The 24,827-nt window shown below is 45.7% G+C and carries 23 protein-coding genes and 1 pseudogene; 17 read left to right on the plus strand and 7 right to left on the minus strand.

Annotated features, from left to right (window positions below):
* The first annotated feature begins 136 nt into the window (after window positions 1-136).
* From EKN16_RS00570 to EKN16_RS31970, 4 genes are all read left to right on the plus strand, one after another.
* Window positions 137-667 (plus strand): lantibiotic immunity ABC transporter MutG family permease subunit, encoded by a 531-nt coding sequence (locus tag EKN16_RS00570; RefSeq protein ID WP_269462740.1) that lies wholly within the window; start codon window positions 137-139, stop codon window positions 665-667.
* A gap of 21 nt (window positions 668-688) precedes the next feature.
* A complete protein-coding gene (locus EKN16_RS00575; RefSeq protein ID WP_125653225.1) occupies window positions 689-1,156 on the plus strand; it encodes a response regulator transcription factor in 468 nt (155 codons plus the stop codon).
* Window positions 1,157-1,203: 47 nt separating this feature from the next.
* Window positions 1,204-1,719, plus strand: coding sequence for a sensor histidine kinase (locus EKN16_RS00580; protein WP_125653226.1), 516 nt, complete (start codon window positions 1,204-1,206; stop codon window positions 1,717-1,719).
* A gap of 336 nt (window positions 1,720-2,055) precedes the next feature.
* Complete coding sequence (locus EKN16_RS31970; protein ID WP_164522615.1) at window positions 2,056-2,265, plus strand: hypothetical protein; 210 nt, start codon at window positions 2,056-2,058, stop codon at window positions 2,263-2,265.
* Between the two features lie 57 nt (window positions 2,266-2,322).
* Here EKN16_RS31970 and EKN16_RS00590 read toward each other — a convergent pair whose 3' ends face one another.
* Window positions 2,323-3,336 carry an alpha/beta fold hydrolase gene (locus EKN16_RS00590; protein ID WP_125653228.1) on the minus strand — a complete coding sequence of 338 codons (1,014 nt, stop codon included), beginning with the start codon at window positions 3,334-3,336 and terminating at the stop codon, window positions 2,323-2,325.
* An 85-nt stretch (window positions 3,337-3,421) separates the two neighbouring features.
* Here EKN16_RS00590 and EKN16_RS00595 point away from each other — a divergent pair, with 85 nt between their 5' ends.
* The 5 genes from EKN16_RS00595 (at window position 3,422) to EKN16_RS32755 (ending at window position 6,927) form a co-directional block, all read left to right on the plus strand.
* Window positions 3,422-4,018, plus strand: a complete 597-nt coding sequence (locus tag EKN16_RS00595; protein ID WP_125653229.1) for a TetR/AcrR family transcriptional regulator — start codon at window positions 3,422-3,424, stop codon at window positions 4,016-4,018.
* A gap of 153 nt (window positions 4,019-4,171) precedes the next feature.
* Window positions 4,172-4,468: a hypothetical protein gene (locus EKN16_RS00600; protein WP_125653230.1), complete on the plus strand. Its 297-nt coding sequence runs from the start codon at window positions 4,172-4,174 to the stop codon at window positions 4,466-4,468.
* Window positions 4,468-5,994, plus strand: coding sequence for a CdiA C-terminal domain-containing protein (locus EKN16_RS00605; protein ID WP_125653231.1), 1,527 nt, complete (start codon window positions 4,468-4,470; stop codon window positions 5,992-5,994). The genes EKN16_RS00600 and EKN16_RS00605 overlap by 1 nt, the downstream gene beginning before the upstream one ends.
* A 15-nt stretch (window positions 5,995-6,009) precedes the next feature.
* The gene (locus EKN16_RS32750) at window positions 6,010-6,246 is read left to right on the plus strand and encodes a DUF8617 domain-containing protein (RefSeq protein ID WP_221226655.1); all 237 of its coding nucleotides are present in this window, start codon (window positions 6,010-6,012) and stop codon (window positions 6,244-6,246) included.
* A 144-nt stretch (window positions 6,247-6,390) separates the two neighbouring features.
* The gene (locus EKN16_RS32755; RefSeq protein ID WP_183530692.1) at window positions 6,391-6,927 is read left to right on the plus strand and encodes a hypothetical protein; all 537 of its coding nucleotides are present in this window, start codon (window positions 6,391-6,393) and stop codon (window positions 6,925-6,927) included.
* 589 nt (window positions 6,928-7,516) lie between these two features.
* Here EKN16_RS32755 and EKN16_RS00620 read toward each other — a convergent pair.
* From EKN16_RS00620 to EKN16_RS00630, 3 genes are all read right to left on the minus strand, one after another.
* The gene (locus EKN16_RS00620) at window positions 7,517-8,383 is read right to left on the minus strand and encodes a DMT family transporter (RefSeq protein WP_125665696.1); all 867 of its coding nucleotides are present in this window, start codon (window positions 8,381-8,383) and stop codon (window positions 7,517-7,519) included.
* Between the two features lie 297 nt (window positions 8,384-8,680).
* A complete protein-coding gene (locus tag EKN16_RS00625; RefSeq protein WP_125653234.1) occupies window positions 8,681-9,634 on the minus strand; it encodes a metallophosphoesterase family protein in 954 nt (317 codons plus the stop codon).
* A 34-nt stretch (window positions 9,635-9,668) separates the two neighbouring features.
* The gene (locus tag EKN16_RS00630; protein ID WP_125653235.1) at window positions 9,669-10,505 is read right to left on the minus strand and encodes an alkaline phosphatase family protein; all 837 of its coding nucleotides are present in this window, start codon (window positions 10,503-10,505) and stop codon (window positions 9,669-9,671) included.
* Between the two features lie 321 nt (window positions 10,506-10,826).
* On the opposite strand from EKN16_RS00630, the gene EKN16_RS00635 reads away from it, so the two are divergent.
* From EKN16_RS00635 to EKN16_RS00655, 5 genes are all read left to right on the plus strand, one after another.
* The gene (locus EKN16_RS00635) at window positions 10,827-11,708 is read left to right on the plus strand and encodes an ABC transporter permease (protein WP_125665698.1); all 882 of its coding nucleotides are present in this window, start codon (window positions 10,827-10,829) and stop codon (window positions 11,706-11,708) included.
* An 18-nt stretch (window positions 11,709-11,726) separates the two neighbouring features.
* The gene (locus EKN16_RS00640; protein ID WP_125653236.1) at window positions 11,727-12,617 is read left to right on the plus strand and encodes a carbohydrate ABC transporter permease; all 891 of its coding nucleotides are present in this window, start codon (window positions 11,727-11,729) and stop codon (window positions 12,615-12,617) included.
* A 42-nt stretch (window positions 12,618-12,659) separates the two neighbouring features.
* Window positions 12,660-14,198, plus strand: coding sequence for an ABC transporter substrate-binding protein (locus tag EKN16_RS00645; protein ID WP_125653237.1), 1,539 nt, complete (start codon window positions 12,660-12,662; stop codon window positions 14,196-14,198).
* 181 nt (window positions 14,199-14,379) lie between these two features.
* Window positions 14,380-16,116, plus strand: coding sequence for a sensor histidine kinase (locus EKN16_RS00650; protein WP_125653238.1), 1,737 nt, complete (start codon window positions 14,380-14,382; stop codon window positions 16,114-16,116).
* Window positions 16,117-16,145: 29 nt separating this feature from the next.
* Window positions 16,146-17,735 (plus strand): response regulator transcription factor, encoded by a 1,590-nt coding sequence (locus tag EKN16_RS00655; protein WP_125653239.1) that lies wholly within the window; start codon window positions 16,146-16,148, stop codon window positions 17,733-17,735.
* A 68-nt stretch (window positions 17,736-17,803) separates the two neighbouring features.
* Here the strand turns inward: EKN16_RS00655 and EKN16_RS00660 are convergent, their stop codons facing one another.
* Entirely contained in the window at window positions 17,804-18,703 is a 900-nt protein-coding gene (locus EKN16_RS00660; RefSeq protein ID WP_125653240.1) for an AraC family transcriptional regulator, read from the minus strand.
* A gap of 150 nt (window positions 18,704-18,853) precedes the next feature.
* Here EKN16_RS00660 and EKN16_RS00665 point away from each other — a divergent pair, with 150 nt between their 5' ends.
* Together EKN16_RS00665 and EKN16_RS00670 are read left to right on the plus strand one after the other, a co-directional pair.
* Window positions 18,854-20,611 carry a glycoside hydrolase family 35 protein gene (locus tag EKN16_RS00665; RefSeq protein WP_125665700.1) on the plus strand — a complete coding sequence of 586 codons (1,758 nt, stop codon included), beginning with the start codon at window positions 18,854-18,856 and terminating at the stop codon, window positions 20,609-20,611.
* 23 nt (window positions 20,612-20,634) lie between these two features.
* Window positions 20,635-21,888 carry a Gfo/Idh/MocA family protein gene (locus EKN16_RS00670; protein WP_125653241.1) on the plus strand — a complete coding sequence of 418 codons (1,254 nt, stop codon included), beginning with the start codon at window positions 20,635-20,637 and terminating at the stop codon, window positions 21,886-21,888.
* Between the two features lie 147 nt (window positions 21,889-22,035).
* On the opposite strand, the gene tnpA is transcribed toward EKN16_RS00670, so the two are convergent.
* A complete protein-coding gene (gene tnpA, locus EKN16_RS33645) occupies window positions 22,036-22,257 on the minus strand; it encodes an IS66 family insertion sequence element accessory protein TnpA (RefSeq protein WP_125653242.1) in 222 nt (73 codons plus the stop codon).
* Window positions 22,258-22,421: 164 nt separating this feature from the next.
* Here tnpA and EKN16_RS00680 point away from each other — a divergent pair, with 164 nt between their 5' ends.
* On the plus strand, window positions 22,422-24,158 hold the full coding sequence (locus tag EKN16_RS00680) for an Imm51 family immunity protein (RefSeq protein ID WP_125653243.1): 1,737 nt from the start codon (window positions 22,422-22,424) through the stop codon (window positions 24,156-24,158).
* Window positions 24,159-24,307: 149 nt separating this feature from the next.
* On the opposite strand, the pseudogene EKN16_RS00685 reads toward EKN16_RS00680, so the two are convergent.
* Window positions 24,308-24,505 (minus strand): annotated as a pseudogene (locus EKN16_RS00685) (transposase domain-containing protein); the annotation flags it as partial.
* Window positions 24,506-24,827: the final 322 nt, after the last annotated feature.

A 24,827-nucleotide genomic window follows, 5' to 3' on the forward strand; every position in this document is an offset into this window, starting at 1 on the left:
CCACAAGGGTTTAAAGCGAATCTACATCGATTTTGACTTAGAGGAGGCACGCCGTTTTGCAAGCCTTATTTCCGCATATTGGCCAAGAATCTCTCCATGACCATGTGGCCGGTTTATTCAAGCATAGATAATCACAATTACCGGACAAAGAGCATCGCGCCTTCTAATTTACTTTGGAAAGCTTTTGCAGCTGACGCTGCTGTGTGCGGCCGTTCTACTCAGTGCAATTTTAATTTTGCTGCTGGGAATGAATCTGGCACTGCGAATAGAACACATAGAATACGGACTGTTTTTACAAGGGGGTACCCTGGCATTGACGGGTGCGCTGAGTCTTTTGCCACTGCATTTGTTTCTTAGCCTTGCGTATGGGCAGGGTGCTTCTATTGGTGCAGGCTGCGGAGGATTTCTCATTGCCGGAATGATTGGTACTACTACCATAGGAGATGCCATCTGGCAGTTTGTTCCGTGGGCATGGTCGGTGCGGCTTTCCTGGAATCCGATTCTGTTTATGCCGAATCTTTCTTTGGGAAAAACAATACAGCTTGCTGAAGTCTATCAGCAAAATATGGATAAAGGGCTTGCTCCTGTTCTGATATGCTTTCTTTTCCTCACACTCTTGGGTATAGTTTGGTTTGGTAAATGGGAAGGACGGAAAAGCTATGAATAATATCTGAATGGGGGTGGTCGTTTGAGTCGAATATTGATTATTGATGATGAAGAAGAGTTAGTTCAGTTGCTTGCGGATGAACTTCGGGTAAAAGGTCATGAGGTTTTGACAGCATATAACGGAAACACTGGAATTGAGCTGGCGAAGCAACGCCCGGACTTGATTCTTTTAGATGTGATGATGCCGGGAGCGGACGGTTTCACCGTCTGCCGCACAATTCGTGAGCAGGTGCTGTGTACCATTCTTTTCTTGAGTGCAAAACAGTCGGAAGCGGATCGTATCCGGGGGCTGACTCTTGGCGGTGACGATTACATTTTGAAGCCATTTAAGCTTCAGGAACTTCTGGCAAAAATTGATGCGAATTTAAGACGCGAAGAACGGGCGCAGTACCTGAACGTGGAGCACAAACGAATGAAACTGTATTTCGGGAAGCTGCGGCTCGATTTAAAGGAGCGTTTGGTGCAAATGGACAGTGAAATCGGTATTTAAACATTATTCACGAAAATGCGGAACGAAGCAACAGGCTTGTTCGCCGTATGCAATACACCACAGATTTAGAAAATTCGGGCATGGAGCTCCATCTTGCTTCTCTGGATATAACAGCGTTTCTCCGCCAAAGAGTATCCAATTATGAATTACAGGCTAAAAAGAAAGGGATTACAATTATTTGGAGTGTGCAGAATGCGCCCGACTTGCCATTTTCCGCAGACGTGGAAAAGTTGGAGCGCGTTCTGGATAACATCGTATCCAACAGTCTGACATATACGCCGCAATGTGGTTACATTCATATTACGGTTCGGTTCATGCCGGATTTCGTTCAATATGAAATACAGGATTCTGGTACCGGATTTAACAAAAAAGACCTAGAGAAAGGGTTTGACAAATTCTATCGCGGTGATGAATCCCGCAAAAGCGGGAATGGACACTCCGGGCTTGGGCTTTACATTGCTAAACAGCTTGTTGAAAAAATGGGTGGTTCTATTCAATTAGGCAATGCATCCGAGGGGGGGGGGCTTATGTTCGGTTTCAGCACCGGTTTTATGAATGATTAAACATAACTACGAAAATTAAAAGCTAATAATACAACAAAGCTTATATAGGAAGCAGCCACAGATTCCGATATTTTTGGGCATTTCTTGCATGGTAATACTGTCGAAATAGCAACTATGTAGTTTACCTTCTTCGACAGAAAGCTAAATAAGCCAAATATTTACTTTTAGAGCGCGTCTTAAAAATGTGAAAATAGTAATGGAAAAGCTTTAAGTACAGCGAGCCACCCAAGCTGCCGTTGCGTTTGAATCACGGATATGATGAAAGCAAACCAAAGACGGAGCTTGATCTGGGTTATTTGGTGAAGACTGCGGCATTTAGAGGGGGGAAGCTTTGGATTGTTGCTTGTTATTACCCAAACCGGCATATCGATAGAGTTGTCGCGTTCCGTGGCGGTTCGCCCCCATACCCTAACAGTTCGTGTTATAAATCCTTTACGGATGACTGGGAGCGAGCGGGGGGAACTGCCTAGGACAGCCGTATGCCGAACCTTTTATGAATCGTTGCTTGGTATTGTTGTAAGGCTGACGGAATGGTTTAAAGAGTGAGAAATGATAGAAGTTCATCAATCAATCATCAGATTGGCTCTATGAAAAAATCGTTCTTCAACGCCCCAATAAGCTGCGGATCGTTTCGATGACAAGAGCAGGCTCGTCATGAATGACCATATGTCCGCTCTTCTTTGCAATGATAAGCTCGCTGTCGGAGGAAATCTTCATCATAGTTCGCTGTCCGGCCTGCCAGATTTCCTCAAGCCGCTTACCGCCTTCTTCAGAAATCCCAACCGCCGCGTAATCCTGAGGTAAGCCTCTGGCAATGATTCTTACAGGGAGAGAGCCCAGGTTTTGCCTACGAATGGCATCTTCTGTGGAAGCTGCCAACTTTCCCTCTTGTTCTTTGGCTTCGAAATAGCTCGGCTTCGCGATGACATTAATGAATTGACTTCGGTCTTCCTTCGGAACCAAACCTTCCAACAGCGAATCTTGAAATAACCGAAAGGCTCCCGATCGCTTCAAGAGCTTTAGAATAGAAGAAGGCGGGTTTCCGGAAAAGTTCTCGCTCTCAAGAATGGACTTGGTATCCCGCTCATCGTTTTCAGGTCTGGCATCAATGAGAACTAAGCCAGTGACTTTGTCTGGGTAGGTCTGGGCGAATAACCGTGCATACATTCCCCCTAAAGAATGACCGACAAGCAGATAAGGTCCGTTGATTCCCTCTTTTTCCAATGCAGAATGCAGCTCTTTAATGATATTGGCTCCCGTTCGTTCCGTATTTGCTTTTTCGCTCCACGCATATCCGGCGCGATCATAGGTTACAACAGTTGCAAATGGTGCCAGTTGTTCAGGGATATTTCTCCACGACAGGCTCGTTTCTCCGCTTCCCGCTTCAAGAACGATAGTCGGAGATCCGCTTCCGAATTTTTGAAGATGCAGGCGATAGCCGCCAACGTCGACTAATTTGCCCGGAGGTGGAAAATCCTTCTTGGCATGTTCAGATGCGACCCATTCGTAGATAGATCCAGATCCGATTGGAAGAAGAACAATAGTCAAAATAAGGAGCAGTATCCTTTTCCATTTAAATTTTTTTAATGGCTTCTTTTGAGTGGCGTCGATAAACATCGGGTTGCAATTCTCCTTTTTAGTACAATGTATTAAAAATATTGTAGCACATTGTATTATAAAAAGAAAATAGTATAATAGACATATGCCTAAAATCGTAGATCACGAAAAACAAAGACAAATCGTAGCTGAAGCTGCCTTGAGAGTCATTCGAAAATACGGACTAGAACAGGCCACTGTTCGAAATATCGCGAAGGAAGCAGGCTTATCCGTAGGATCGATGCGGCATTATTTTTGCACGCAGGCTGAACTGTTTGCCTTCTGTATGAGCCTTTTTGTTCAGCGCGTTCAAAATCGTGTTGAAGCTTTTTCAATCGAGGAACCGTTTTTACCGGATTTGAAGAGACTGCTACTACAGTTCGTACCTTTGGACGAGGAAAGAGTAATGGAGATGGAGGTTTGGTTTTCATTTAACGCCAAGGTATTGATTTATCCGGAGCTGAAAAAAATAAGTGAAGCAATGCAAGACGGCTTTTACCGAGCCGCAGGTTTTGTGATTGAATTCTTGCTCACGAACAATCTGGCAAAGTCAGGACTGGATACCGATTTGGAAACCGAGAAGCTGTATGCGCTGGTCGACGGGTTAGCCATACACCAGCTGATGCAGCCAGGTCGGCTCACAGTGGAAAGGCTGGAACACATACTGGACCAGCACTTGAATTTATTGTGCTCAGGAGATTAAGAAATGATCCTTTAAAACGTTCACCGACCCTGTACCGACGAGGATCGAAAAGCGAGTGAGCACGAATGTTATCCCGAGCCATGTAAGGCCCGATACATCCTCAACAAGAAGCAGGCTTCCAGTCAATGGGAAGCCTGTTTCATTTTCAGACCCATGCCGATTCGGGTTTTCATTGAATACTATTATTTTATTCCCGAGTGGTACTACATTGCTTCTGGTGATTTCAATCACGTCAATTATAGTTATTCCGGAGATTACACAGGATATGACCCAGGCAATCCCTACAATAACCCAAGCAGCTTTGTCTATGCGACAACCCAAACGACACAAAGTACATCAATAACCGGTGGAATGGCTACAACTACAAATTATAATAGCCAAGGCCAGGTTACCGCTATTTCAAACCGTGCCTCTAATGGTGAGCGCAAAGTGATCAGCTATCGAATATAATGGGCAAAATTATTAAGATTAAAACAACGCAAAGCTTAGTCGATGGAAAGACGTCTATTCACGAGAGGATTTTCAATGCTACTACCAATTATGCCTATCCAAGTGATATCAGAAGCTATTTTACCACGAAGAGCACTACCGGAGAAAATGTTACACAGGTCGTTCAGAAAACAATGGCTTACAATATGGGAACAGGACAATTGGAGAGCGAAACAAACGGTAATGGCAAGGTTACGTCTTACCTATACGATTCGCTTGGGCGTCCTACCCGAATTACGTATCCGAGTTTTACCAATGCCAACGGTGTTGGCTACAATGTTATGGATGAAATTAGTTATACGAATTCGGTTATTCCTTCAGTGGCAGACGCTGAGAATGCATCCGTCTCATCACTGTTAGTCAGTTCCAAACGCAAGTATACTCAAGTATCCAACCAAGCAACGACCCAGTTGTCTATCCAAAATGACTACTATGATGGACTCGGCTTTTTGCGCTATTCACAGCAATCCAACAATGGAGTTACTCAGACTACAGAATATCGTCCCGACGATTTGACCAGAGCGGTCTATGCCAAAGACCCGATGAATAATACAACGACAGTTGTCTACGATGCTTGGGGTGCGCAAAAAGAAGGGATGGATATGTACGGCAATTTGTATGTGTCAGAGAGCAATTTGAAATTACGCAAGGGAATTCATTATTTCGTAGCGGCTATGGATGTCCTTGCTTATCGGAATAATCCGGCTCTAAGCAATTTGAAGTCCAGCTATGTTGAGCAGGATTACGATCAATGGGGACAATTACTGGTGAATAGGGTCTATAAAGACTGGCCCAATCAAACTGTTCCATTGACTGAGTTGTACACATATGACATTGCAGGAAATCAACTTACTTATACAGATCCCAAAAAGAATTTGAATAGTGAAGGCGTCACCATGAAGTATACCTATGATGCACTGAATCGATTGAGTGAAGTCAAGGATGCAATCGGACAAATTATGAAATACCCTTACAATGCAAGTGGTCAAATCACAAATACGACCGTACAAAGTAATGAATCCGATTCGCCGAAAGTAGTCAGCACAAAAGCTTACAATGAAATGGGCGGTCTGACTTCCAAAACAGATCCTTCTCTCAGCCAAGAATCCTATACTTATAATAATTTAGCTGACGAAGGTCCTTGGAGTTCTCCACAGAATGTAGGGGAAACACTTGCGAAGCAAGGGGAAAAAGTTAAATTCATACCTAAAGATCCAAATGCTAAAGAAAGTAGACCTGACATGGAAGTTGATGGTGTGCCTACTGAAATAAAAGCACCGACGTCCACAGACCCGAGTACAATAGCAAAAAGAATTAAGGAAGGTTCAAAACAGGCAGGTGGTGGAGGAACGGTTATCGTTGATGCTCGTTCTACTGGACTTACACCAGAACAAGCTGCTGAAGCAATAGCAGAAGCTGCAAGGAAAGGAAATATTAAAGGTGATGTTGAAATCTGGTTAAAAGATCAAATCTTAAAGTATCCGTGATAGGAGGAATCAAATATGGCTGGTATGAAGTGCGTGTGTGGGAACACTATGTCAACGGTAGTTTCTCCGAATGAGACAGAACTAATTATATTTACTCAGAAGGAATGGGAAGAGATAACTGAAGGAACCAAGCACGGTTTAAACGTCTTCGATATTGAGCCAAGGCAAGCGGTATGGAGATGTCGAGCTTGTAGCAGACTGTATTTCTTTGAAGATAACAAAGTGGTAAAACGGTATGTATTAGAAGAATAAGATACATTGCCACATGCGAGAGTACATACTTGCATGTGGTTTTCTTTTGTTCAAAACCCCGCTTGACATTCCAAGTATGATGTAAGGCATGCTAAGTATGGCGTCAAAATGATTGGATTACAGTAAATAGCCGACACATTTTACATGGAATACAAGACGGTGGCGGAGAAGGTTGGCGTTTCCAAGCAAACGTTTCAGGATTGGATAAAAGGGCGGCGAAAAATACCACAACAGCGATTGGAGCATTATCCCGATTGTTCGGAATTGAGGAAGTCGAATGGTTTCAGAAGGATCTATCTGATTCTGAAAAGACTGAGGTTCAAATTCATTATTTCCAGCAATCAGATGTCATCGAGGAAGTCGAAGTTCCCTATTCTTGATGATAACGGTGAAGAATACACAGTTAAGCAACATATCTCTCAGAACAAAAGAATCATTGATTTTCTGCATGAGAGAAGCGAAGAAGATCGGCTGCTTGAACGTGTATTTGATGCAGTCAGAAACGATCAAGCCGATGGAAAAGAAAATAAAGTCATTCTCGAACAATTCTTGATGGTACTGGAAGGTAAAGCTTCTAAGAGAAGAACGGTCGAACTCGTCTTATATGCTTTGACAGAGTATGGACAGGACGAATGGGGCGGCGTTCATCCGCAGTTCATCGACGAATGGACTGTTGTCTGATGTGATGTATGCTGGAACCTTCAAGTCGGTAAGATGTCGGTGAGTATGTGAAACTGCTTAGCAAGCAGCAGCTAACCTATACCTTGGGTGACAATTCTAATAAATCCTCTAAGGGAATAATATACATCTGGAGTTCTTCCTTTCTCTCTTTTTGGTGTGTAGTAGGGGTATTAAACATTTCGAGATTTGGGAGGGGCTCCTTTTTTTATGCTTTAAAAGATTAAGCCCAGCAAGGCTTTGAAATTATGAAATTAATTCACCTAAATAACGCTATTCTGATAGATTGAGCAGTTCGATAATGGTCAGATACCACCATGATTGCCCTGTTTTTTGATATCTTCGTTTTCTTACGTTTTTTCAAGTCAATCGCTACTATGTAAATGGATGAAGCGATTGATACGGTGTTAGGGTCATGATGATCTTTAGGAGTTCGCAACTTCTCAAGGGATACCCCGACCATTAAATAGTTAGGACATAGCTAAACATTTCCAAACGGGAAGTCATTTGTTAATGGCTAGCCATCTTCCATAAAATTAAGCCCGAAACTCATGGGAAAATCGGGAAGGAGAGAGCACATGAAAGGGAGCGATCATCCCATAAGAGCGATAGAGATGATGCCGATCGTAATGACGGATGACATGATGACTCGGAGCAGACCATTCTGTTCCTTAAGGAGAAAGACGCCGAGCAGTGTTCCGAACACGGTACCTACTTCGCGAATGGGTGCGATCGATGCTAGCGGAGCCAACTTCATAGCAAATAAGAACAGTACATAGGAACCTGGAGCCAAGAAGGTGCCGATCATAATCGTCCTCCAATTGACCTGCCATTCTTGTTTGATCTGCTTGGATTTCATCACGGCAAACGTCGAGAATATCACGTAAGAGATATTCGAAATTTCGATCAAAGCAAACGGAGACATGTTCTGTACGAGCTGCTTATCGAGCAATGTATATCCAGTTATACAGAAACCGACTGCTAATGCGGAAAGGACCGCCTTGGATGCAATGCTGCGTTCCTTGTTCTCTCGAATCTCCCGCTTGCCGAAGAAGCCGCTGATCGCGAACAGCCCGCCGACAATGCAGCACAATCCTATCCATCCAATCGGAGATAGTGATTCCCCGAATACAAGTACGCTCATGACAGGCACAAAAAAAGCACCCGTTCCTCGCATGATAGGGTATACCTGCGACATGTCCCCATAGGAGTACGCTCTGGACAAGAAAATAAAATATCCCCCTTGAAAGGACATCGAAAAAAAGACGAGTAGGAGAAAACTACCGGTGATCTCCATGTGGAACAGCTCGTATATAAAATAGGGCAGCAGCAGCACTGTCGCCGCAATATGGATTGACCAGAGAAAGACGCTTTTGTTCAGACTGCGCTTCGTAAATAAATTCCAAATCGCATGTGTCAGTCCGGAGCAAAGTACGAGCAGCAAAGCAGCAGTCACCACAGATATCACTTCTCCCTCGAAGCTTGAGTAGATTAACAATTCCTTAACAATTACCTATGATAAAGGGGATTTGATTTCAAGTCAATCCAAAACAACAAAAAACAACATGAAAACATGAAACACAACAAAGGCGTTTGAATAAGAGGAGCTTCAAAAAAAGGGGCTGCCCCAAAAGGCTAACGCCGAATGAGTCAGTCCCACAAATCGAATTATGAAGCCTCCAGAACCACTGTTCAAGTGGAGCTGGAGGCTTCATTTTCTTATCAACAGCCACTGTCATCATTCATAAACGGATTATTAAGCCTTCACAATCCGTCCTTCTGGTCTATGCTCGGGTTGCTCCTTGATCACCGTGCCGTCTTCCAGATGAAGCCACGTGTCGAAGCTGCGCTCGCCCGCCCGCAGCTTTATCACTCTTGCGCCGGTCAGAAACGGCTGCTTCAGGTACGCGTTGCGTGTCGTACGGCCATAGCAAAGACGAATGCCATGCATCGTTCCCCAGAAGTCGTTCCCGTGATCGTGGCCGACAAACGTACCCATGACATCACCCATCTCCACCATTGCCGCAAAGAAACCTGTGTTGATCCATGGGCCAGAGCAGCTCGAGTCCATCCTTTGTCCATAGCATGTCGTGAAATCCCATATATCATTATATTCAGGCAGCGGGATGTGGAAGAAAGCCAAAGATGGCAGCGGTTGTCCGCCGTTCTGTTCGGTTAAACGATAGGATTGCGTCGTATACCACTCGATTTGATCTCTGCGAATCCAGTCGTAAAATCCAAGCCTGGAGTATTCAAGCGGAGAATAGCTTCCAGAGTCCAGAAAATAAAGGGACGCTGCCGTTTCGTTCTGTTGATCCGCGATCGTCACGACGTAATTTCCGACACCGCTTACATTTGATGGATCGGGTTTCGCGTAACAATATTTATGTGTGAGTTGAAGGGCATGCAGCTGTTCTCTCGTCACATTCGCAGCTTCCGAATCATGGTTGCCGAATACGGCAGCCCAGGGAATCTCCATCTCTTCGGGAACGGAAACGGCATTGCGAAAGGATTGCGCCACATCTGTGCACCCGGCACTGGCAAGGACGTCCCCGGTATAGACAACGAGATCCGGCTGTTCCGATTCCAGTATTCGCCGCATCATCGCTTTCATTCGGATTTCTTCATCATCACCGTTGCAGAACTCGACATCGGCGAATTGTACGATAGTAAACGTCTCGTCACTGCGAAATCGCAGCTGCTTTCTCAATGGGAGTCACTCCTCTCGCTATTTTCATCGCTGGCTATCCCTGCTCGCCGAATAAAGAATGAGGCAGCTTTGCATCCCAATGCGCAGGCGTCTCCATTCCAAGGGCATAGGCGACAATAGCGGCCGTATCCACAATGGATAACTGTGCAATCTTGGTTCCTGGTTCAACACCTGGGCCTACACAGCCCCAGAAAACATTCTTGTCCATCGGATGATCGCTGCCGTGTCCATACTGATGTTCGCCACCGCCGCCATGATCCGTTATCAGAATAACGAGGCTGTCTTCGAGCAAGCCTAGCTTCTCGATCGTTCCCAGCACCTTTCCGAACAGCTGATCGCAAGCCGTAATGGATTTCAAATATTCGGGCGAATCCGGACCGTAACCGTGTGCGTGTCCGGAGCCATCGGGCTCATCCAACTGCATGAACAGCAGCTTAACATCTGGATTATTCTCTACATATTGTTGAAGCGACACAACAAGCTCCGCATCGGGAAGCGATTCCTTGTGTATGCCAAGTCCTTCTTCAATAATGCCGTTGTTGATCGGGGACCAGCCTGTGAAAGAAGCAAGCTTCGCATTCGGCCATGTTTCTCTAGCCAAGCGGAATAATGATGGATGCGGAGAATCCGTAGGGAAATGTTCGCTTGCTGCGATATCATTGTTCAATTGATGTTTCTCCGGTACGACGCCATGGAGGACTGACCCCCAGCATTCTGCACTAATCGTTGGCGATTCCGCCTGTGCCATATACGTGAGCGCACCTTTCTGTAAAAAGGAGTCGATAACGGGTGTATCCGTCTGCTGAATGAAATTCCCCGCGCCATCCATACCAAGAATGAACACTCTCTTAACAGGCCTTTGATTTACCATTGCAATCATCCTCTCATCTCACTAAAGTAGACGTTTGAACAAATCGTTGTTATATATCGTGCGAATTCGCTCTTAGCATAATGAGTCCTATGTACACTGTCAATACAACAAGTCACTTAAACCGTCAACAAGTCACAATCGTCACAATTTGAAGTCATTATCCTAGTGGTCGGCAGAATTTGGCTCTATTACAATAAGAATGTAAGCGATTGCGTATGAGAAAGGGTGAAAGGCTTGAACACAGCACAGACGGTTCCACATAAAGCAACAAAAACCTTAAGCAAACAAAGCTCTCTGTTAAGAAGACTAAAGAAATACAAAATGCTGCTGTTAATGACACTGCCAGGAGTCGTTTATCTTATCATTAACAACTACATTCCGATGTATGGTGTAATCCTTGCCTTTAAAAATTTGAATTACGGCAAAGGAATGTGGGGGAGTGATTGGGCGGGACTGGATAATTTTAAGTTCTTGTTCAATTCCGAAGATGCTTACATCATTACGAGGAACACGATTGCATATAACGGAGTTTTTATCGTCCTGAATCTAGTATTAGCGTTATTGGTGGCACTGCTCATTAATGAAATTAAAGATAAAGCCATTGCAAAATTTTATCAGAGCACCTTTCTGCTGCCGCATATTATATCGATGGTTATTGTTGCTTACTTGGTATACAGCTTTCTAAACGTTGAGAGCGGCCTCATTAACCGACAGCTTATAAAATGGTTCCATATCGATGCCATCTCTTGGTACAGCGAAGCGGGATATTGGCCTTACATTCTCGTTATAGTAAATGCGTGGAAGAACGTCGGCTACTTGTCCATTATTTATTTCGCGGCCATCATCGGTATTGATAAGGAATATTACGAAGCAGCGAAGATCGACGGCGCGAGCAAATGGAAGCAGATGACGAAGATCACGCTGCCCTTGATAAGTCCGGTTATCATCGTGATGACATTGCTGGCTATTAGCGGTATTCTCCGCTCGGATTTCGGATTGTTCTATCAAGTGCCTATGAATACAGGAGCACTCATCCAGACGACGAATACGATTGATACCTTCGTCTATCGCGCCATGGTACAGCTTGGGGATGTCGGAATGTCCGCCGCTGCGGGATTCTATCAATCGATTGTCTGTTTCTTCCTCATCTTACTCGCCAACTATGCGGTACGGCGTTATAGCAAAGAGGACGCCTTATTCTAGAAAGGGAGCAATCTGACAATGAAGCTGAAAAATAACATTAATCAATCCTTCATCCATATCTTTTTTTGGATTTTTACGATCGTGTCTTTAGTTCCTTTTATTCTTGTTTTCATGGTTTCGATCACGGACGAAGATTCGATTATTGCAAACGGATATTCTTTATTTCCTAGTAAAATCAACTTTGCCGCCTACGCCTTCTTGTTTAATGATTTCTCTCAGATTGCAAAAGCTTACGGTGTCACGATATTATCGACACTTGTCGGAACGGTGGTCAGTCTGGCTGTTACCGCGTTGTTTGCTTATCCGCTCTCAAGAGCGGAGCTGCCATTCCGCCGGAGCCTTTCCTTCTTTCTCTTTTTTACAATGTTGTTTAGCGGGGGAATGGTTCCTTGGTATATCACGTATGTGAACCTATTAGGTTTGAAAAATACGATTTTTGCGATGATTATACCAAGCCTGCTGTTAAGCGCATTTAATGTGCTGCTGATGCGAAGCTTCTTCGCTGGCTCGATACCCGAGTCGATCGTCGAATCGGCAACGATCGACGGGGCGACCGAGATGAAAATCTTTATGAAAATTGTCATTCCGCTTTCGCTTCCCATCATGGCTACGATCGGTCTCTTCAATACATTGGCATATTGGAATGACTGGTATAACTGTATGCTCTTCATCGACAAGCCGGAGCTGTATAACATCCAGTACCTGATGACGAAGACGCTAACCAATGTTCAATACCTCATTATGAAATCGGGTACCTCCTCGCAAGCGGGTGATCTTCTTGCCAAAATGCCGAGAGAAACCGTTCGTATGGCTCTGGCAATTGTCGGAATCGCGCCTTTGCTTGTTGCCTATCCGTTCTTTCAGAAGTTTTATATCAGCGGTATTACCAGCGGAGCCGTTAAAGGCTGATGCTGTATAATAAAAAAAGATAGCGAGAGGGGATTAAATGCTATGAACAAGAAATCACTGAACACCGCTTTAGCCTTAGTGCTATGCGGGGGCCTGGCATTAACGGGCTGCGGTAGTAAGAACAACACCTCTGGCGGAAATGCTGCGGGCAAAGGGAATGCTGTCACTAACAACAGTGGCACTAGCGCAGATTCTGGATCAAAATTAAAGCCGTATAAGATTAAACTGGTTTACCCTGGAACTGCACCGAAGGATCTTGCGCTCGTTCAGGATGAAATGAATAAATATTTAACAGAGAAAATAAATGCGACTATCGAACTGAAGCCGATCGAGTGGGGCTCGTGGGAAGATAAAACGAATCTGATGAAAATTTCCAATGAATCATACGATCTCATGTTTACCGCAAGCTGGTACTTCTATCCAAGGGATGTCTCCAAAGGGCAGTATCTTGATCTGGATGACTTGATGTCTCAATACGGCAAGGGCATTCCGGACGTACTAGGCCCCGACTTTATCAAGGGCGCTAGAATTGGCGGTAAGCTGTATGCGCTTCCGACGAACAAGGAATTCGGACAAGGGTTCGGACTTCTCTTAAGCAAGAAGTTGGTTGATAAATACAAGTTCAATACAAATGGTATTAAATCGATCGAAGAGGTCGAAGCCATGCTCCAAACAATTAAAGATAAGGAACCGAGTGTAACCCCAATTATATCTAGTAAATTCACGAATATTTGGGACGCCTCCAATTACGATAATATCGTGGGCAACCTCGCCATTCCGCGCGGCAGCAAAGAGTTGAAGGTGATCGACAAATTGGAAGATCCCAAATATATCGAATTCTATAAACGGATGAATACCTGGAATAAGAACGGTTGGTTCGACAAGGACGTCCTGACTTCGGACACGGATCAAGCGATGAATACGATTAAGGCTGGTAAGGGGTTTGCAGTTGCCTCCTCATTAAAACCGGGTAAGGATAAAGAAATGAGCGTTTCCTCGGGAGTAGAAGTCGTTCAAATGGAAACCGCAGTTCCTTTCACGACAACAGGTGATGCGCAAGGCGCGATGCTGGGTATTTCGAGAACATCTGAAGATCCTGCAAGAGCAATGATGTTCCTTAATCTGCTCTATACGGATGCTAAATTGCTTAACATGCTGGATTGGGGCGTTGAAGGTAAGCATTTTGTCAAGAAAGAGGATAATGTTATTGATTACCCGGCTGGTGTAACAGCAGATACGCAAGGCTATCCGTCTCCTGGTGGATGGATGTTTGGTAACCAATTCAACTCCTATCTATGGGCGAATGAAGACAAGAACAAATGGGAGCTGTTTAAGAAATTTAATGAAAGTTCCGAGCGTTCAATCGCACTGGGGTTCACATTTGATCAAGAACCTGTGAAGTCGGAGCTGGCATCCTTGGCGAATGTGGATAAAGAATTCACGGGCGCTCTGGCTACAGGCGCAGTTGATGCGGAGAAAGTAATTGCAAAGTGGAAAGAAAAACGCAATGGCGCTGGGTTCGACAAAGTAAAAGCGGAAGCTCAAAAACAACTTGACGCTTGGGCGAAAACGCAGCATTAAGAGGAAATAAGTAGCGATAATAGGTAATTAATAGAAGTGATATAGCGATGTGATGAAGGGAATCCCCTGATTTGGAATAGACATTTTCCGAGTCAGGGATTCCCTTTCCGTCACGATATGACATAATCATAAGAGGACATTCTATACTGACAAGTCAGTAGATACAGCCCGGGGGAATCTTATGAACATCAAACGATCACTGCGTTTTAAATTAACAATTGGATTCATCACCATCGCGGTACCGTTGGTGATTTTGCTGTTATTTAATAACTTTTACGCCTCGAATACGGTGAGGGAGGAAGTTGCTGATTCGAACAAAAACCTAGTCGTGTTATATGCCAATCAAATCCAGACTGCACTCAAGCGGGAAGCTAACTTTTTATATAATCTCGCATACGAGGATCCGAATATTTTGGCATTGTCCAGCTCCAAGAACGATCCCGTCGAATACTATCTGACCAAAACACGTGTTTTGAATAGCTTGACCCGCTATCACCGGTTCGACAACAGCATGGATTTCCAGTTTATTTATTCCATAGATAATCGTGACTTGTTCACCACAACGATTAAGACAAAGTCGATGGATGAAATGGAAGCGATTAAATCGACCTTGATGGGGGTACTTGCGGGGATTCCAACCGATCGTACTTATTTTCAACAATGGCGAACGGTCAAATACGGGGATGAGTACGCCTTGATGAGGCTGGTTGATACGGGGTACGGTTATTATCTGGGCGCTTGGGTTCGGCTCAACAATTTAATGGTGCCACTTGAATTAATTCAGTTGGGGCAGGAAGGATTCGCCGCTTTTGTTTCAGGCCAAGGGGATATCATGACGGGAATTCTTAAGAAGTCGACCGCATTATCCCATTCATTTGTTATTCGACCGGAAGAAGCCTATCAGGTGTTGAAGCACCAGGAAGAGAAATATATCGTAGTCAGCAATCCTATTGAAGAGTCTGATCTGGTGCTCAGCGCCTTTATTCCCGAGCAGAAGCTGCTGCAGAAGTTATCCAAATTGCGCAGTCTTATCTTTTTGATCCCGTTGTTCGCGACCGTTCTCTTATTCATTTATTTGATGTATTTAAATGATATTATTCTAAAACCAATGAACAATCTGACGAGAGGTATGCGCAAAATCAAACAAGGAGATTGGAATGTTCGGCTGAATGACTCCAAATCGAAGGAATTTACGATTATTAACGAAACGTTCAACGAGATGGCTCTGCAAATTCACGAACTAAAAATCAACGTATATGAAGAACAGATCAATGCACATAAGGCGGAGCTTAAGCATCTTCAGCTGCAGATCAATCCACACTTTCTATTAAACTCGATCAATATTATTTTCAACCTAGCTCAGTTGAAGAATTATTCCATTATTCAAGCGATGTGCCTGAACCTGGTAAAATATTTTCGCTTTACAACCAAGACCAATCAACCCGTGGTGACCATTGCCGACGAAATGGAACATATGGAGAGCTATATCAATATCCAGCAGCTCCGCTTCCCAGGTCTAATCACCTACAGCTACCAGATTACAAGTGAATTGGAGAAAGCAAGCATTCCGCCACTGCTTATTCAACCCTTTATTGAGAATGCGATAAAACACGGCTTCGACTTCATGGATGAGCCTTTTCATATTGATATTCGGATCGCTCCTATCAGCAATTCCGATCAATTTGAAATCGTCATCTCCGATAATGGCAACGGATTTTCCAAAGAAATATTGTCCGTGCTGCAAACCGGCCGTTATTTCACTCAGCAAAAGGAGGATCACTTGGGGGTTTGGAATGTTTATCATCGTTTACAGCTTATCTTTGGCCATGAATCCAAGCTTCAATTCGACAATCAATTGGACTCGGGAGCGGTTGTCCGCCTCGTAATTCCTGTACGCACCGTTGAGAAATTCACTTGATATCGAAGTTATTATTGGAGGAAAAAAGGATGTATAAAGCGCTTATTGTAGATGATGAGATCTATGCCGTAATGGGGATTAAGAGCGGCGTGAACTGGAACGAGATGCAGATTTCGGAAGTATATGAAGCCTATAACATGCGGGGTGCCGTCAAGGTGTTCGAACAAACGCAGATCGATCTGCTAATCTGCGATATTGAAATGCCCAAGGGTACCGGGATCGATCTGCTGGAGTGGGTTAATCAACACTCTCCCGCCACGGAAACGGTATTTCTCACCGCCCATGCCGACTTCAGCTTTATGAAGAGAGCCATTCAATTGGACAGCTTTGACTATTTGCTGAAGCCGATCGAGTTCAAATTGCTGCAATCAACGCTGGCTAAAGCGCTGCAATCGGTACAACAGGAACGGGAGCTTCACAGTCTTCGTGAACAATATAAGCCTTATTATGAGCTTTGGGTGAAGAAAAAGACGCTTTTAACTGAGAAATTCTGGAATGACTTGTTTACTCGGCGTATTGTATGCACACAGAGCAATGTAAAAAGTTTACTTGACGAGCACAGCCTTCCCCTAGCACCAGATGATAGGGTACTGCCTATCATGCTCAGCGTAGAGAATTGGATTCGCGAGTTCAGCACAAAAGACGAAGAAATGATGGAATATGCCATCCGTAAAGCGGCTTCAGAGTTGATATTGACGCATGAAAGCGGTGAGGTCATCCAGACCAAACAAGGCGTTAATATAGTCGTACTCTATTTAAATCATGATAACCAAGAGACTTCTGATGAGTTGTACCAACGCTGTGAGGCCTATATTCAATCCTGCAGCACTTACTTTAATTGCAAGATATCTTGTTATATCGGAGAAGCGACGACTTTATTCGAGGTCCACGATGTCTGCGATAAGCTGATGGAGATGGAGTATAACAACCTTCATAAATCGAATCAAGTCTATTGGCTTCATAATTTCCGCGGCAACAACGCTGCTCCTAAGCTCCCGGAATTTGCCACATGGGCGCTTCTGATCGAGCAGGGAAAGAGAGAAGAGATGGAGAAGCAGCTTCTGATCTCCTTTGCGGAGCTTCGCTCCGACCATAGACTGGGAGCAAGTGCTCTTGAGGCCTTCTACCATGGTTTCCTGCAAATGATTCACTATATTCTCCAGAAGAATGGCTTATCCGCCCATAAGCTGCTCCACGAGAATCTCAGTATTACGAATAATCCGCTTCCACGCTCCTTTCAGGAGTTGGAAGCATGGGCGCTGCGATTAACTAAGGTGGTCTTCAATTATTTGCATCATAATGATTCCGTGATTGAGCGGCTTAAATGTTACATTGCAGACCATCTGTATACGGTCATTACTAGGGAGCAGCTTGCTGACTTTGTGTTTCTGAATCCCGCTTATCTTTCTCGCTTGTTCAAGAAGGAGGTCGGTGAGTCGATCACGGATTATATCCTGCATGAGCGCATGAAAATTGCCAAAGAGCTTATCATTAATTCGACGATTCCGATTTCGGAAATTGCCAAAACGCTCGGTTACAGTAACTTTTCCTATTTCTCAAAGATGTTTAAGAAGGTTTATCAAACGAATCCCCAGCATTATCGACGGTTATCCGTTTAAACAGGAACACTGATCGGCGATCCGGGACGCTTCGATGAAGCGGCCTTAGACCACGACGATAGCAGTATTTATGGCGATGGAGATGAAGGAGAGGGTGACAGACGCGGACGGAAGTGGGAAGGTGCCATGCCTGTCCATCTGCGGAATTGCCTGGAAAATTGACTCGTCGATTCAAATCCGAGTTCTTCCGCGATCCGCTCGATCGATAGGGTGGAGTGAACCAACAGATGTTTAGCTTTGTTGAGAATGAGTCGGCTTACGTATTGTCGTGGAGATTGGCCGTATACCTTTGTAAAGATTTTGCTGCATTGACTGCGGCTGAGCCCGATCTCAGAGGCGATATCTCCAATCATACCCTTGTGATGCAGATCATTCCTCAGGCTGTTCTCGATTTGCCTCGCAGTCGCGGTTTCACTGCTAGTTGCTGTAGAGGAACCGACCATAGCTGTATCTTCAAAGGAAAGGGGGATTTCCATAATCTTGCTGCAAAAATGGCTGATCAATCGCAGCACATACGATTGTACATGCAAGTATTGAATCGATCCGCTCAAGGTTCCGGTGCCGCCGTCCTGAAGTTCCTTCATAGCCTGCTCCACAGATTCCAGCTGCAGCTTCATATAGGGATCCATTTCATCATGGGTCAAGATGAGGTAATCGAAGCGGCATAGCGCCGAGCGAAGGAGCGGGTCATCCAAGTCAAAGTGTACATTAAAGTAACGGTACGGATGCGCAGAGCTGTTGATCGTTTCATGGGCAACTCCCGATTTGATTAATATCCAATCTCCTGATTGCAGCATAACGGCATTTTCTCCGACATGCTGAACGACTGTCCCTTCGCGGCAGTGTAAAATTTCAAATAAGAAATGATGATGCCGCTCATAGCACCATCCCGGCGGTTTTAAGCCGAAATGGCAGCCGATAATCTGCATCGTGCTAGTTAGGTTGGGTAAGCGGAGTTCGATGTCCATGGCTTCCTCCGAAACGGCGATTTGTTTCCAAGTATAAATACGGCGGAAAGAAAGGTCAAATAGTGGAGCGGTTTGGCTATAGGGTGCCGATCTGATTTCCTTTAGTATGGAGATAAGAAAGTTAACTCATAGGATGAACGAGGTGGCATGATGGGACAATTTGTTGTGGAAAATAATGATTTTATGCTGAACGGCAGCAGTATTCGCCTTCTGTCAGGAGCTTTACACTATTTCCGTGTGGTGCCGGAATATTGGCGCGATCGCCTATTGAAATTGAAAGCGTGCGGCTTCAATACGGTGGAAACTTACGTACCTTGGAATTTACATGAGCCGAAAAAGGGCGAATTCAATTTTGAAGGCATGGCGGATATTGTGCGATTCGTTCGCACGGCTGAAGAAGTCGGTCTTCACGTCATTGTGCGTCCGAGTCCATACATCTGTGCAGAGTGGGAATTCGGTGGATTGCCGGCGTGGCTGCTGGCCGATTCTGGCATGAAAATTCGCTGCAACCATAAACCGTTCCTAGATCATGTTGATGCTTACTACGATGTGCTTCTAGCGGAGTTGAAACCGCTTTTAATTACGAATGGTGGCCCGATTATCGCTATGCAGATTGAGAACGAATACGGGAGCTACGGCAATGATAAAGCCTATTTAACTCATCTAAAAGATAAGATGATCGCTTGCGGTATGGATGTCCTGCTGTTTACCTCGGACGGTCCAGAGCACTTTTTGCTGCAGGGCGGCATGGTTCCAGGCGTATTGGAAACGGTAAACTTCGGTTCCAGAGCTGCCGAAGCGTTCGAAAAGTTGCGCATCTATCAGCCTGAAGGGCCGCTGATGTGTATGGAATTTTGGAACGGCTGGTTTGATCATTGGGGTGAAGAGCATCATACGCGGGATGCTGAGGATGCGGCAGCCAATTTCGAAGAAATGCTGAGTCTGGGTGCATCCGTCAATTTCTATATGTTCCACGGCGGAACGAACTTCGGTTTCATGAGCGGCGCTAATTGTTTTCAAGACGATCATTGCTACGAGCCTACCATCACCAGCTATGATTATGATGTGCCCCTGAATGAGTCCGGCGAGCCGACGGACAAGTTCTATAAAGTAAGAGAGGTATTATCGAAATATGTGGATCTTCCTGAGCTTCAGCTGCCTTCACCGATTCCAAAAGCGGCCTACGGCCGTGTGACTGTTCAGCAAGCTGCTGGTTTGTTCGATCAGCTTGACCGGCTGTCCTCGCCAATTCGGACAGCAGCGCCGCAAACGATGGAGACGCTCGGTCAGAATGATGGTTTCATCGTATATGAATCGAATATTTCGGGTCCGCGCGGAGAAAGTGAACTTGTTATTCAGGATTGCCACGATAGGGCATTGGTGTTTCTAGGTGACGAGTATTTGGGCATCATTGAGCGCTGGGACAAATCGGCGAAAATCAGCTTTGAGGTTCCTGCAGGTGGAGCGAAGCTGCGCATTCTTGTGGAAAACATGGGACGTATCAATTACGGTCCGTTCATGATGGACCGCAAAGGAATTACCGAGGGCGTAAGGCACGGCAATGCGTTCCTGTTTGATTGGACGTCCTACTGTCTGCCGCTCGACAATGTGTCGGTGCTGGATTTTGATGCTGGCATCTCCGCTTTGCAGCAGCCTAAGTTCCATAAAGCAGAGCTGCATATTGAAGGCGAGCCTGCAGATACATTTTTGTTGATGGATAAATGGAACAAAGGGGTCGTATACTGCAACGGCTTTAATCTTGGTCGATACTGGAATAAAGGCCCGCAGCAGACCTTGTATATTCCAGCTCCGCTCCTGCGCCAGGGAGAGAATGAATTTATTATATTTGAGCTTCACGATGAAGGACAAAAGGAGCTAATATTCACGGACCAACCGATATTGGGTTGATTACAAGAGGAGAGAACAAACGGATGAGCAAAGTGAAGGTAGCGTTGATCGGCTGTGGTCTTAGGGGAAGAGAGTACACCAATTACGCGTTGGAGCATCCGGAAGAGATGCAGGTGGTTGCCATTGCGGATCCGAACGCCGAACGCAGGGAGTGGATGAGGAGTCATCATCATATCGATTCCCAGTTGATTTTCACCGATTGGCAGGAGCTGCTTGCACAGCCGAAGCTCGCGGATGCGGTGTTGGTCTGTACGCAGGACCGTATGCATTACGAACCGACGATGAAGGCTCTCGACTCCGGTTATCATGTGCTTTTGGAAAAACCAATGTCGCCGGACCCGCAGGAATGTATAGAGATGGGCGAGAAAGCGCGCCAGTCTGGTCTTATTTTCTCTATTTGCCATGTGCTTCGCTATACCAAATTTTTTGGGACTATCAAGCGGCTGCTTCAAGAAGGGGCAATCGGCCGACTTATGACGATTCAGCATAATGAGAACGTTGGTTATTGGCATCAGGCGCACAGCTTCGTGCGCGGCAATTGGCGCAATGCAGACGAATCCAGCCCGATGATCGTTGCGAAGTCTTGTCATGATATGGATATCTTGCTGTGGCTTGCTGGGGAGAATTGCGTCCAGTTGTCTTCTTTCGGAACATTGTCTTATTTCAAAGCAGAGAATGCGCCTGCGGGTGCACCATTGCGCTGTACCGACGGCTGCCTAAAGGCCGATTCATGTCTATATTATGCGCCTGATGTTTATTTGGGTGATAATGCGGGGTGGATGGCCGATGCGATCAGTGATGATCACAGCCCCGAAGCGCGCTTGAAAGCACTGCAGGAAGGACCTTATGGCCGATGTGTTTTTCACTGTGATAACAATGTTGTTGATCATCAAGTCGTGAACCTTGAATTTGAGAAGGATATTACCGCGACCTTCACCATGACTGCTTTCACGAAGGATTGTACTCGTACGCTCAAATTAATGGGCACGGAGGGCGAGATTCGCGGGGCAATGGAGAAGAATGAAATCGAGTTAATTCGTTTTGATCAAGAAGCGTCTGAGCAAATCAACCTCGAATCTCAGGGCGGACATGCCGGACATGGAGGAGGCGATCATAGGCTGACCGCCGATTTTATTCAGCTTATCCGGGATGGCGGTATCGGGAGTGGCCTAACGTCGGCGCAAAATTCGGTGCAAAGCCATCTTATGGCCTTTGCTGCGGAGCGGGCGAGAGTGGAGAAAAGGGTAGTCGCGATGAAAGAAATGTATTCGGTTTAACATCGTAATGAGAGTAGAGCCTACCTTTGGAATTCATAGATAGTTAGTATAATGGCGGCTTCGTTTTCGGGGGCCGCCTTCTTGCTCCGGTTTTGGTGGTTGTGCTCCCGTTGTGCTGCGCACAAAAGTCGCTCAACCACTCAAAACCTACGCTGTTTGGTTCTGGCTCTGGCGTAACCTTAGCTTTGATGAAGGTGTTGGCTTGGCCACAGTGGCAGCAGTGGATGGACCGCTAAGTCTCTTCATCCAAGTGTAGAGCCCGCGACGATCCACCTGATTGGTCTTGCACCATCTTATTGCTTTTTCTCCACTGGAACGGAAAGCGGCGATACGCTCTTCCCATTTCTTTTGTAAATCTTCTCTGGACATGAAAAAATCCTCCCCAGGTTAGATTCTGAAGAGGATTATCTCATGGCTAATGCAGGGAACGAAGGTGGGGAGAGTTTGACGCTTATGTAAACATTTCCATTCACAGCTTTCTCTCTGGTAAAATAGAGAAAATCATATTTTCACTTGGGAGGCAGACGGCAACGATGGAACAAGAGCTAAGCGCACAAATAATGCAGTGGCACGAGGATAACGAACACCAGCAGATCGTAGACACTCTGATGAAGATTCCTCCAGCGGACAGGGATTACGACATGATCAGCAGCATGGGTCGGGCTTATAACAATCTGAGTTTGTATGAAAAAGCACTGGAACAGTTTGATTTCATTGCTGAGCAGGGAAAAAATGATCCGTTGTGGTATTTTCGCGTAGGCTATTCCTATTATTATATGAAGCGGTATGAGGAAGCGGCAGGTGTGCTAAGCACCGCGCTGGAGCTGGATCCTGGCGATCAGCATTCAGCCAGATTGCTAGACTGGAGCCATAGCAAATGGCAAAAACAACAAAAGGCTAAATCCCGGTGCACACTCAGCAGACAACAGAAAGACCCGGGAGCGATCCCTTTTGAAGGTATGGATCTCGACAGTTTCTGGGAAGACAGTAACTATGCCAGAGAACAATATGTCTCTGATCCGCCTACGGATGAGCTGATTTCTTCTGTAGAAGAAGAAATCGGCTATAAGCTACCGGCAGCCTATATCGCTCTGATGAAGCATCAGAACGGGGGCGTTCCTCATAATACATCCTTTCCGACAGATGAAGCTACCTCTTGGGCTGAGGATCATATTGCTATAACGGGAATTATGGGGATCGGACGCGACAAAAGCTACTCTATCTGCGGTGATCTCGGCAGTCCGTTCATGATTGAAGAGTGGGGCTATCCGGATATCGGCGTGGTAATCTGTGACTGCCCTTCGGCAGGGCATGATGTCGTGATGCTGGATTACCGTCACTGTGGGAAGGACGGCGAACCTGAAGTCATCCATGTCGATCAGGAAGATGATTACGAGATAACATTCCTGGCATCGGACTTCGAGACGTTCATCCGCGGTCTGGTGAATGATGAGGATTACGACACTTCTGAAGAAGATAAAGAGAACGATCTGCGCAAAGTGGCTGAAGGAAAATTCTCTCCACTGCTCACGGAACTCTGCGGTCAGGCCTCTGAGGTGGACGGGCTGGAGTCCAAAATACGCAGCGTCTGTAACCAGATCGTCCAGGAGAAGAGCCATTTCTCATTTCATGCGGATGAGCGGTCTCATCTCATGTACGATGTGCAGTTCTGGCTATACACCAACGCTTACCCGACTACTAGCCGTCAGCAGTATCTGGATACCTATGATCAAATGATCGCTTTCGGTGGCGAATTCGGCCAAGGAGGGTACGCTCCCGGCTTCATCAGCGATTGGCTGGATGGGCGGATCGGGGAAGGCCTTATCGTTCAGGAGAACGGAGTTCTCCGCTTCACGGACGAGGCACGCAGTGCGGTGATAGCAAAGCTTTCAGCGGAAGCTGAAGCTGCACAGGCATTGGCAGCTGCAGGAGAAACGAAGGATGTGGCCCCCTTTATCCTCGTGGAACAGAATAATGGCGGCAAATCTGTCATTCTGACGGTCGGCAGCTATTTGGCCGAGCTATTCGACACCCGGGCGGACGAGGGGTTCGAAGGCAACGGTTACGATTGGGCCTCACTGGCGGCGGTGTTCTTGAATGAGCGGATGCCGGAGCTCGCGGACACGATTCATTTTGACCCGGAAGCAGATATGTTCTGTGCCTACTCGAGTAATGGAGCCGCTGTAGAGCAGTTCGCATGGGCGTTCAAATCTGCCTGTGAGGATGAGGTGCTTATTCAAGATCTGTTCACTCGCGCAGAGTTGGACTGAGCTAATGTTAAGGGGAATGTAATCCGGACCGAAACTGTAGAAAATCACGAATCATACGCCGACGGATCTAGCCGACTGATTTCTTTTGTAGGTTTCTATCTAAGCGTAAAATAGTCCCCACCTAGTAATCAGATGGGGACTCGGATAATCTATTTTGTAAATACGCGACAAGTCAGTGGCGATGTCTTTGACCAGGGAAGCAAGCGGTCCAGCGCTTCGGCATCTTCTAGATCCGGAAGCTGTGGTAATGTCTCGAACAGATAGGTGAGATAATTGAAAGGATTCAAGCTGTTCTCTTTCGACGTTTCGACGAGGCTGTAGATGATGGCGCTCGCCTTTGCACCACGCGAAGGACGGCAAGTCCGTCGAAAGACTTGCGTAAATCTGTGAATCCGCATGCCAAATAAACAGGATGAGAACCAGATGGTATCAGCATGGCGTCTCAAGAGCGTTCACGATTTTACGGAGTAGGAGGGCGTCGAAATCGGCTTGCAAGATATTCACAAGCTTCAATAAATGAGAAGCAATCCTGGGAGGCATCATATACCTTTCAAACTAAACAATTTTTTTAAGCACTTGAAAACACTTTACTGTGTCTTTTGGTGTTTTTTTTGCATTCATTTCGAAAGTAAAAGTCGGCGAAGAAAAGAATTGTTCATTGCATCACAG

Source organism: Paenibacillus baekrokdamisoli (genome assembly GCF_003945345.1).
Lineage (GTDB): Bacteria > Bacillota > Bacilli > Paenibacillales > Paenibacillaceae > Paenibacillus_Z > Paenibacillus_Z baekrokdamisoli.

Coding starts and splice junctions, on each gene's coding strand:
- EKN16_RS00660 (WP_125653240.1), bottom strand. CDS start 18,703: ATGGACATCGAACTCCGCTTACCCAACCTAACTAGCACGATGCAGATT.
- EKN16_RS32755 (WP_183530692.1), top strand. CDS start 6,391: ATGGAATACAAGACGGTGGCGGAGAAGGTTGGCGTTTCCAAGCAAACG.
- EKN16_RS00650 (WP_125653238.1), top strand. CDS start 14,380: ATGAACATCAAACGATCACTGCGTTTTAAATTAACAATTGGATTCATC.
- EKN16_RS00605 (WP_125653231.1), top strand. CDS start 4,468: ATGGGCAAAATTATTAAGATTAAAACAACGCAAAGCTTAGTCGATGGA.
- tnpA (WP_125653242.1), bottom strand. CDS start 22,257: ATGTCCAGAGAAGATTTACAAAAGAAATGGGAAGAGCGTATCGCCGCT.
- EKN16_RS00640 (WP_125653236.1), top strand. CDS start 11,727: ATGAAGCTGAAAAATAACATTAATCAATCCTTCATCCATATCTTTTTT.
- EKN16_RS32750 (WP_221226655.1), top strand. CDS start 6,010: ATGGCTGGTATGAAGTGCGTGTGTGGGAACACTATGTCAACGGTAGTT.
- EKN16_RS00670 (WP_125653241.1), top strand. CDS start 20,635: ATGAGCAAAGTGAAGGTAGCGTTGATCGGCTGTGGTCTTAGGGGAAGA.
- EKN16_RS00665 (WP_125665700.1), top strand. CDS start 18,854: ATGGGACAATTTGTTGTGGAAAATAATGATTTTATGCTGAACGGCAGC.
- EKN16_RS00595 (WP_125653229.1), top strand. CDS start 3,422: ATGCCTAAAATCGTAGATCACGAAAAACAAAGACAAATCGTAGCTGAA.
- EKN16_RS00590 (WP_125653228.1), bottom strand. CDS start 3,336: ATGTTTATCGACGCCACTCAAAAGAAGCCATTAAAAAAATTTAAATGG.
- EKN16_RS00680 (WP_125653243.1), top strand. CDS start 22,422: ATGGAACAAGAGCTAAGCGCACAAATAATGCAGTGGCACGAGGATAAC.
- EKN16_RS00630 (WP_125653235.1), bottom strand. CDS start 10,505: ATGGTAAATCAAAGGCCTGTTAAGAGAGTGTTCATTCTTGGTATGGAT.
- EKN16_RS00600 (WP_125653230.1), top strand. CDS start 4,172: ATGCCGATTCGGGTTTTCATTGAATACTATTATTTTATTCCCGAGTGG.
- EKN16_RS00655 (WP_125653239.1), top strand. CDS start 16,146: ATGTATAAAGCGCTTATTGTAGATGATGAGATCTATGCCGTAATGGGG.
- EKN16_RS00580 (WP_125653226.1), top strand. CDS start 1,204: ATGCAATACACCACAGATTTAGAAAATTCGGGCATGGAGCTCCATCTT.
- EKN16_RS00635 (WP_125665698.1), top strand. CDS start 10,827: ATGCTGCTGTTAATGACACTGCCAGGAGTCGTTTATCTTATCATTAAC.
- EKN16_RS00645 (WP_125653237.1), top strand. CDS start 12,660: ATGAACAAGAAATCACTGAACACCGCTTTAGCCTTAGTGCTATGCGGG.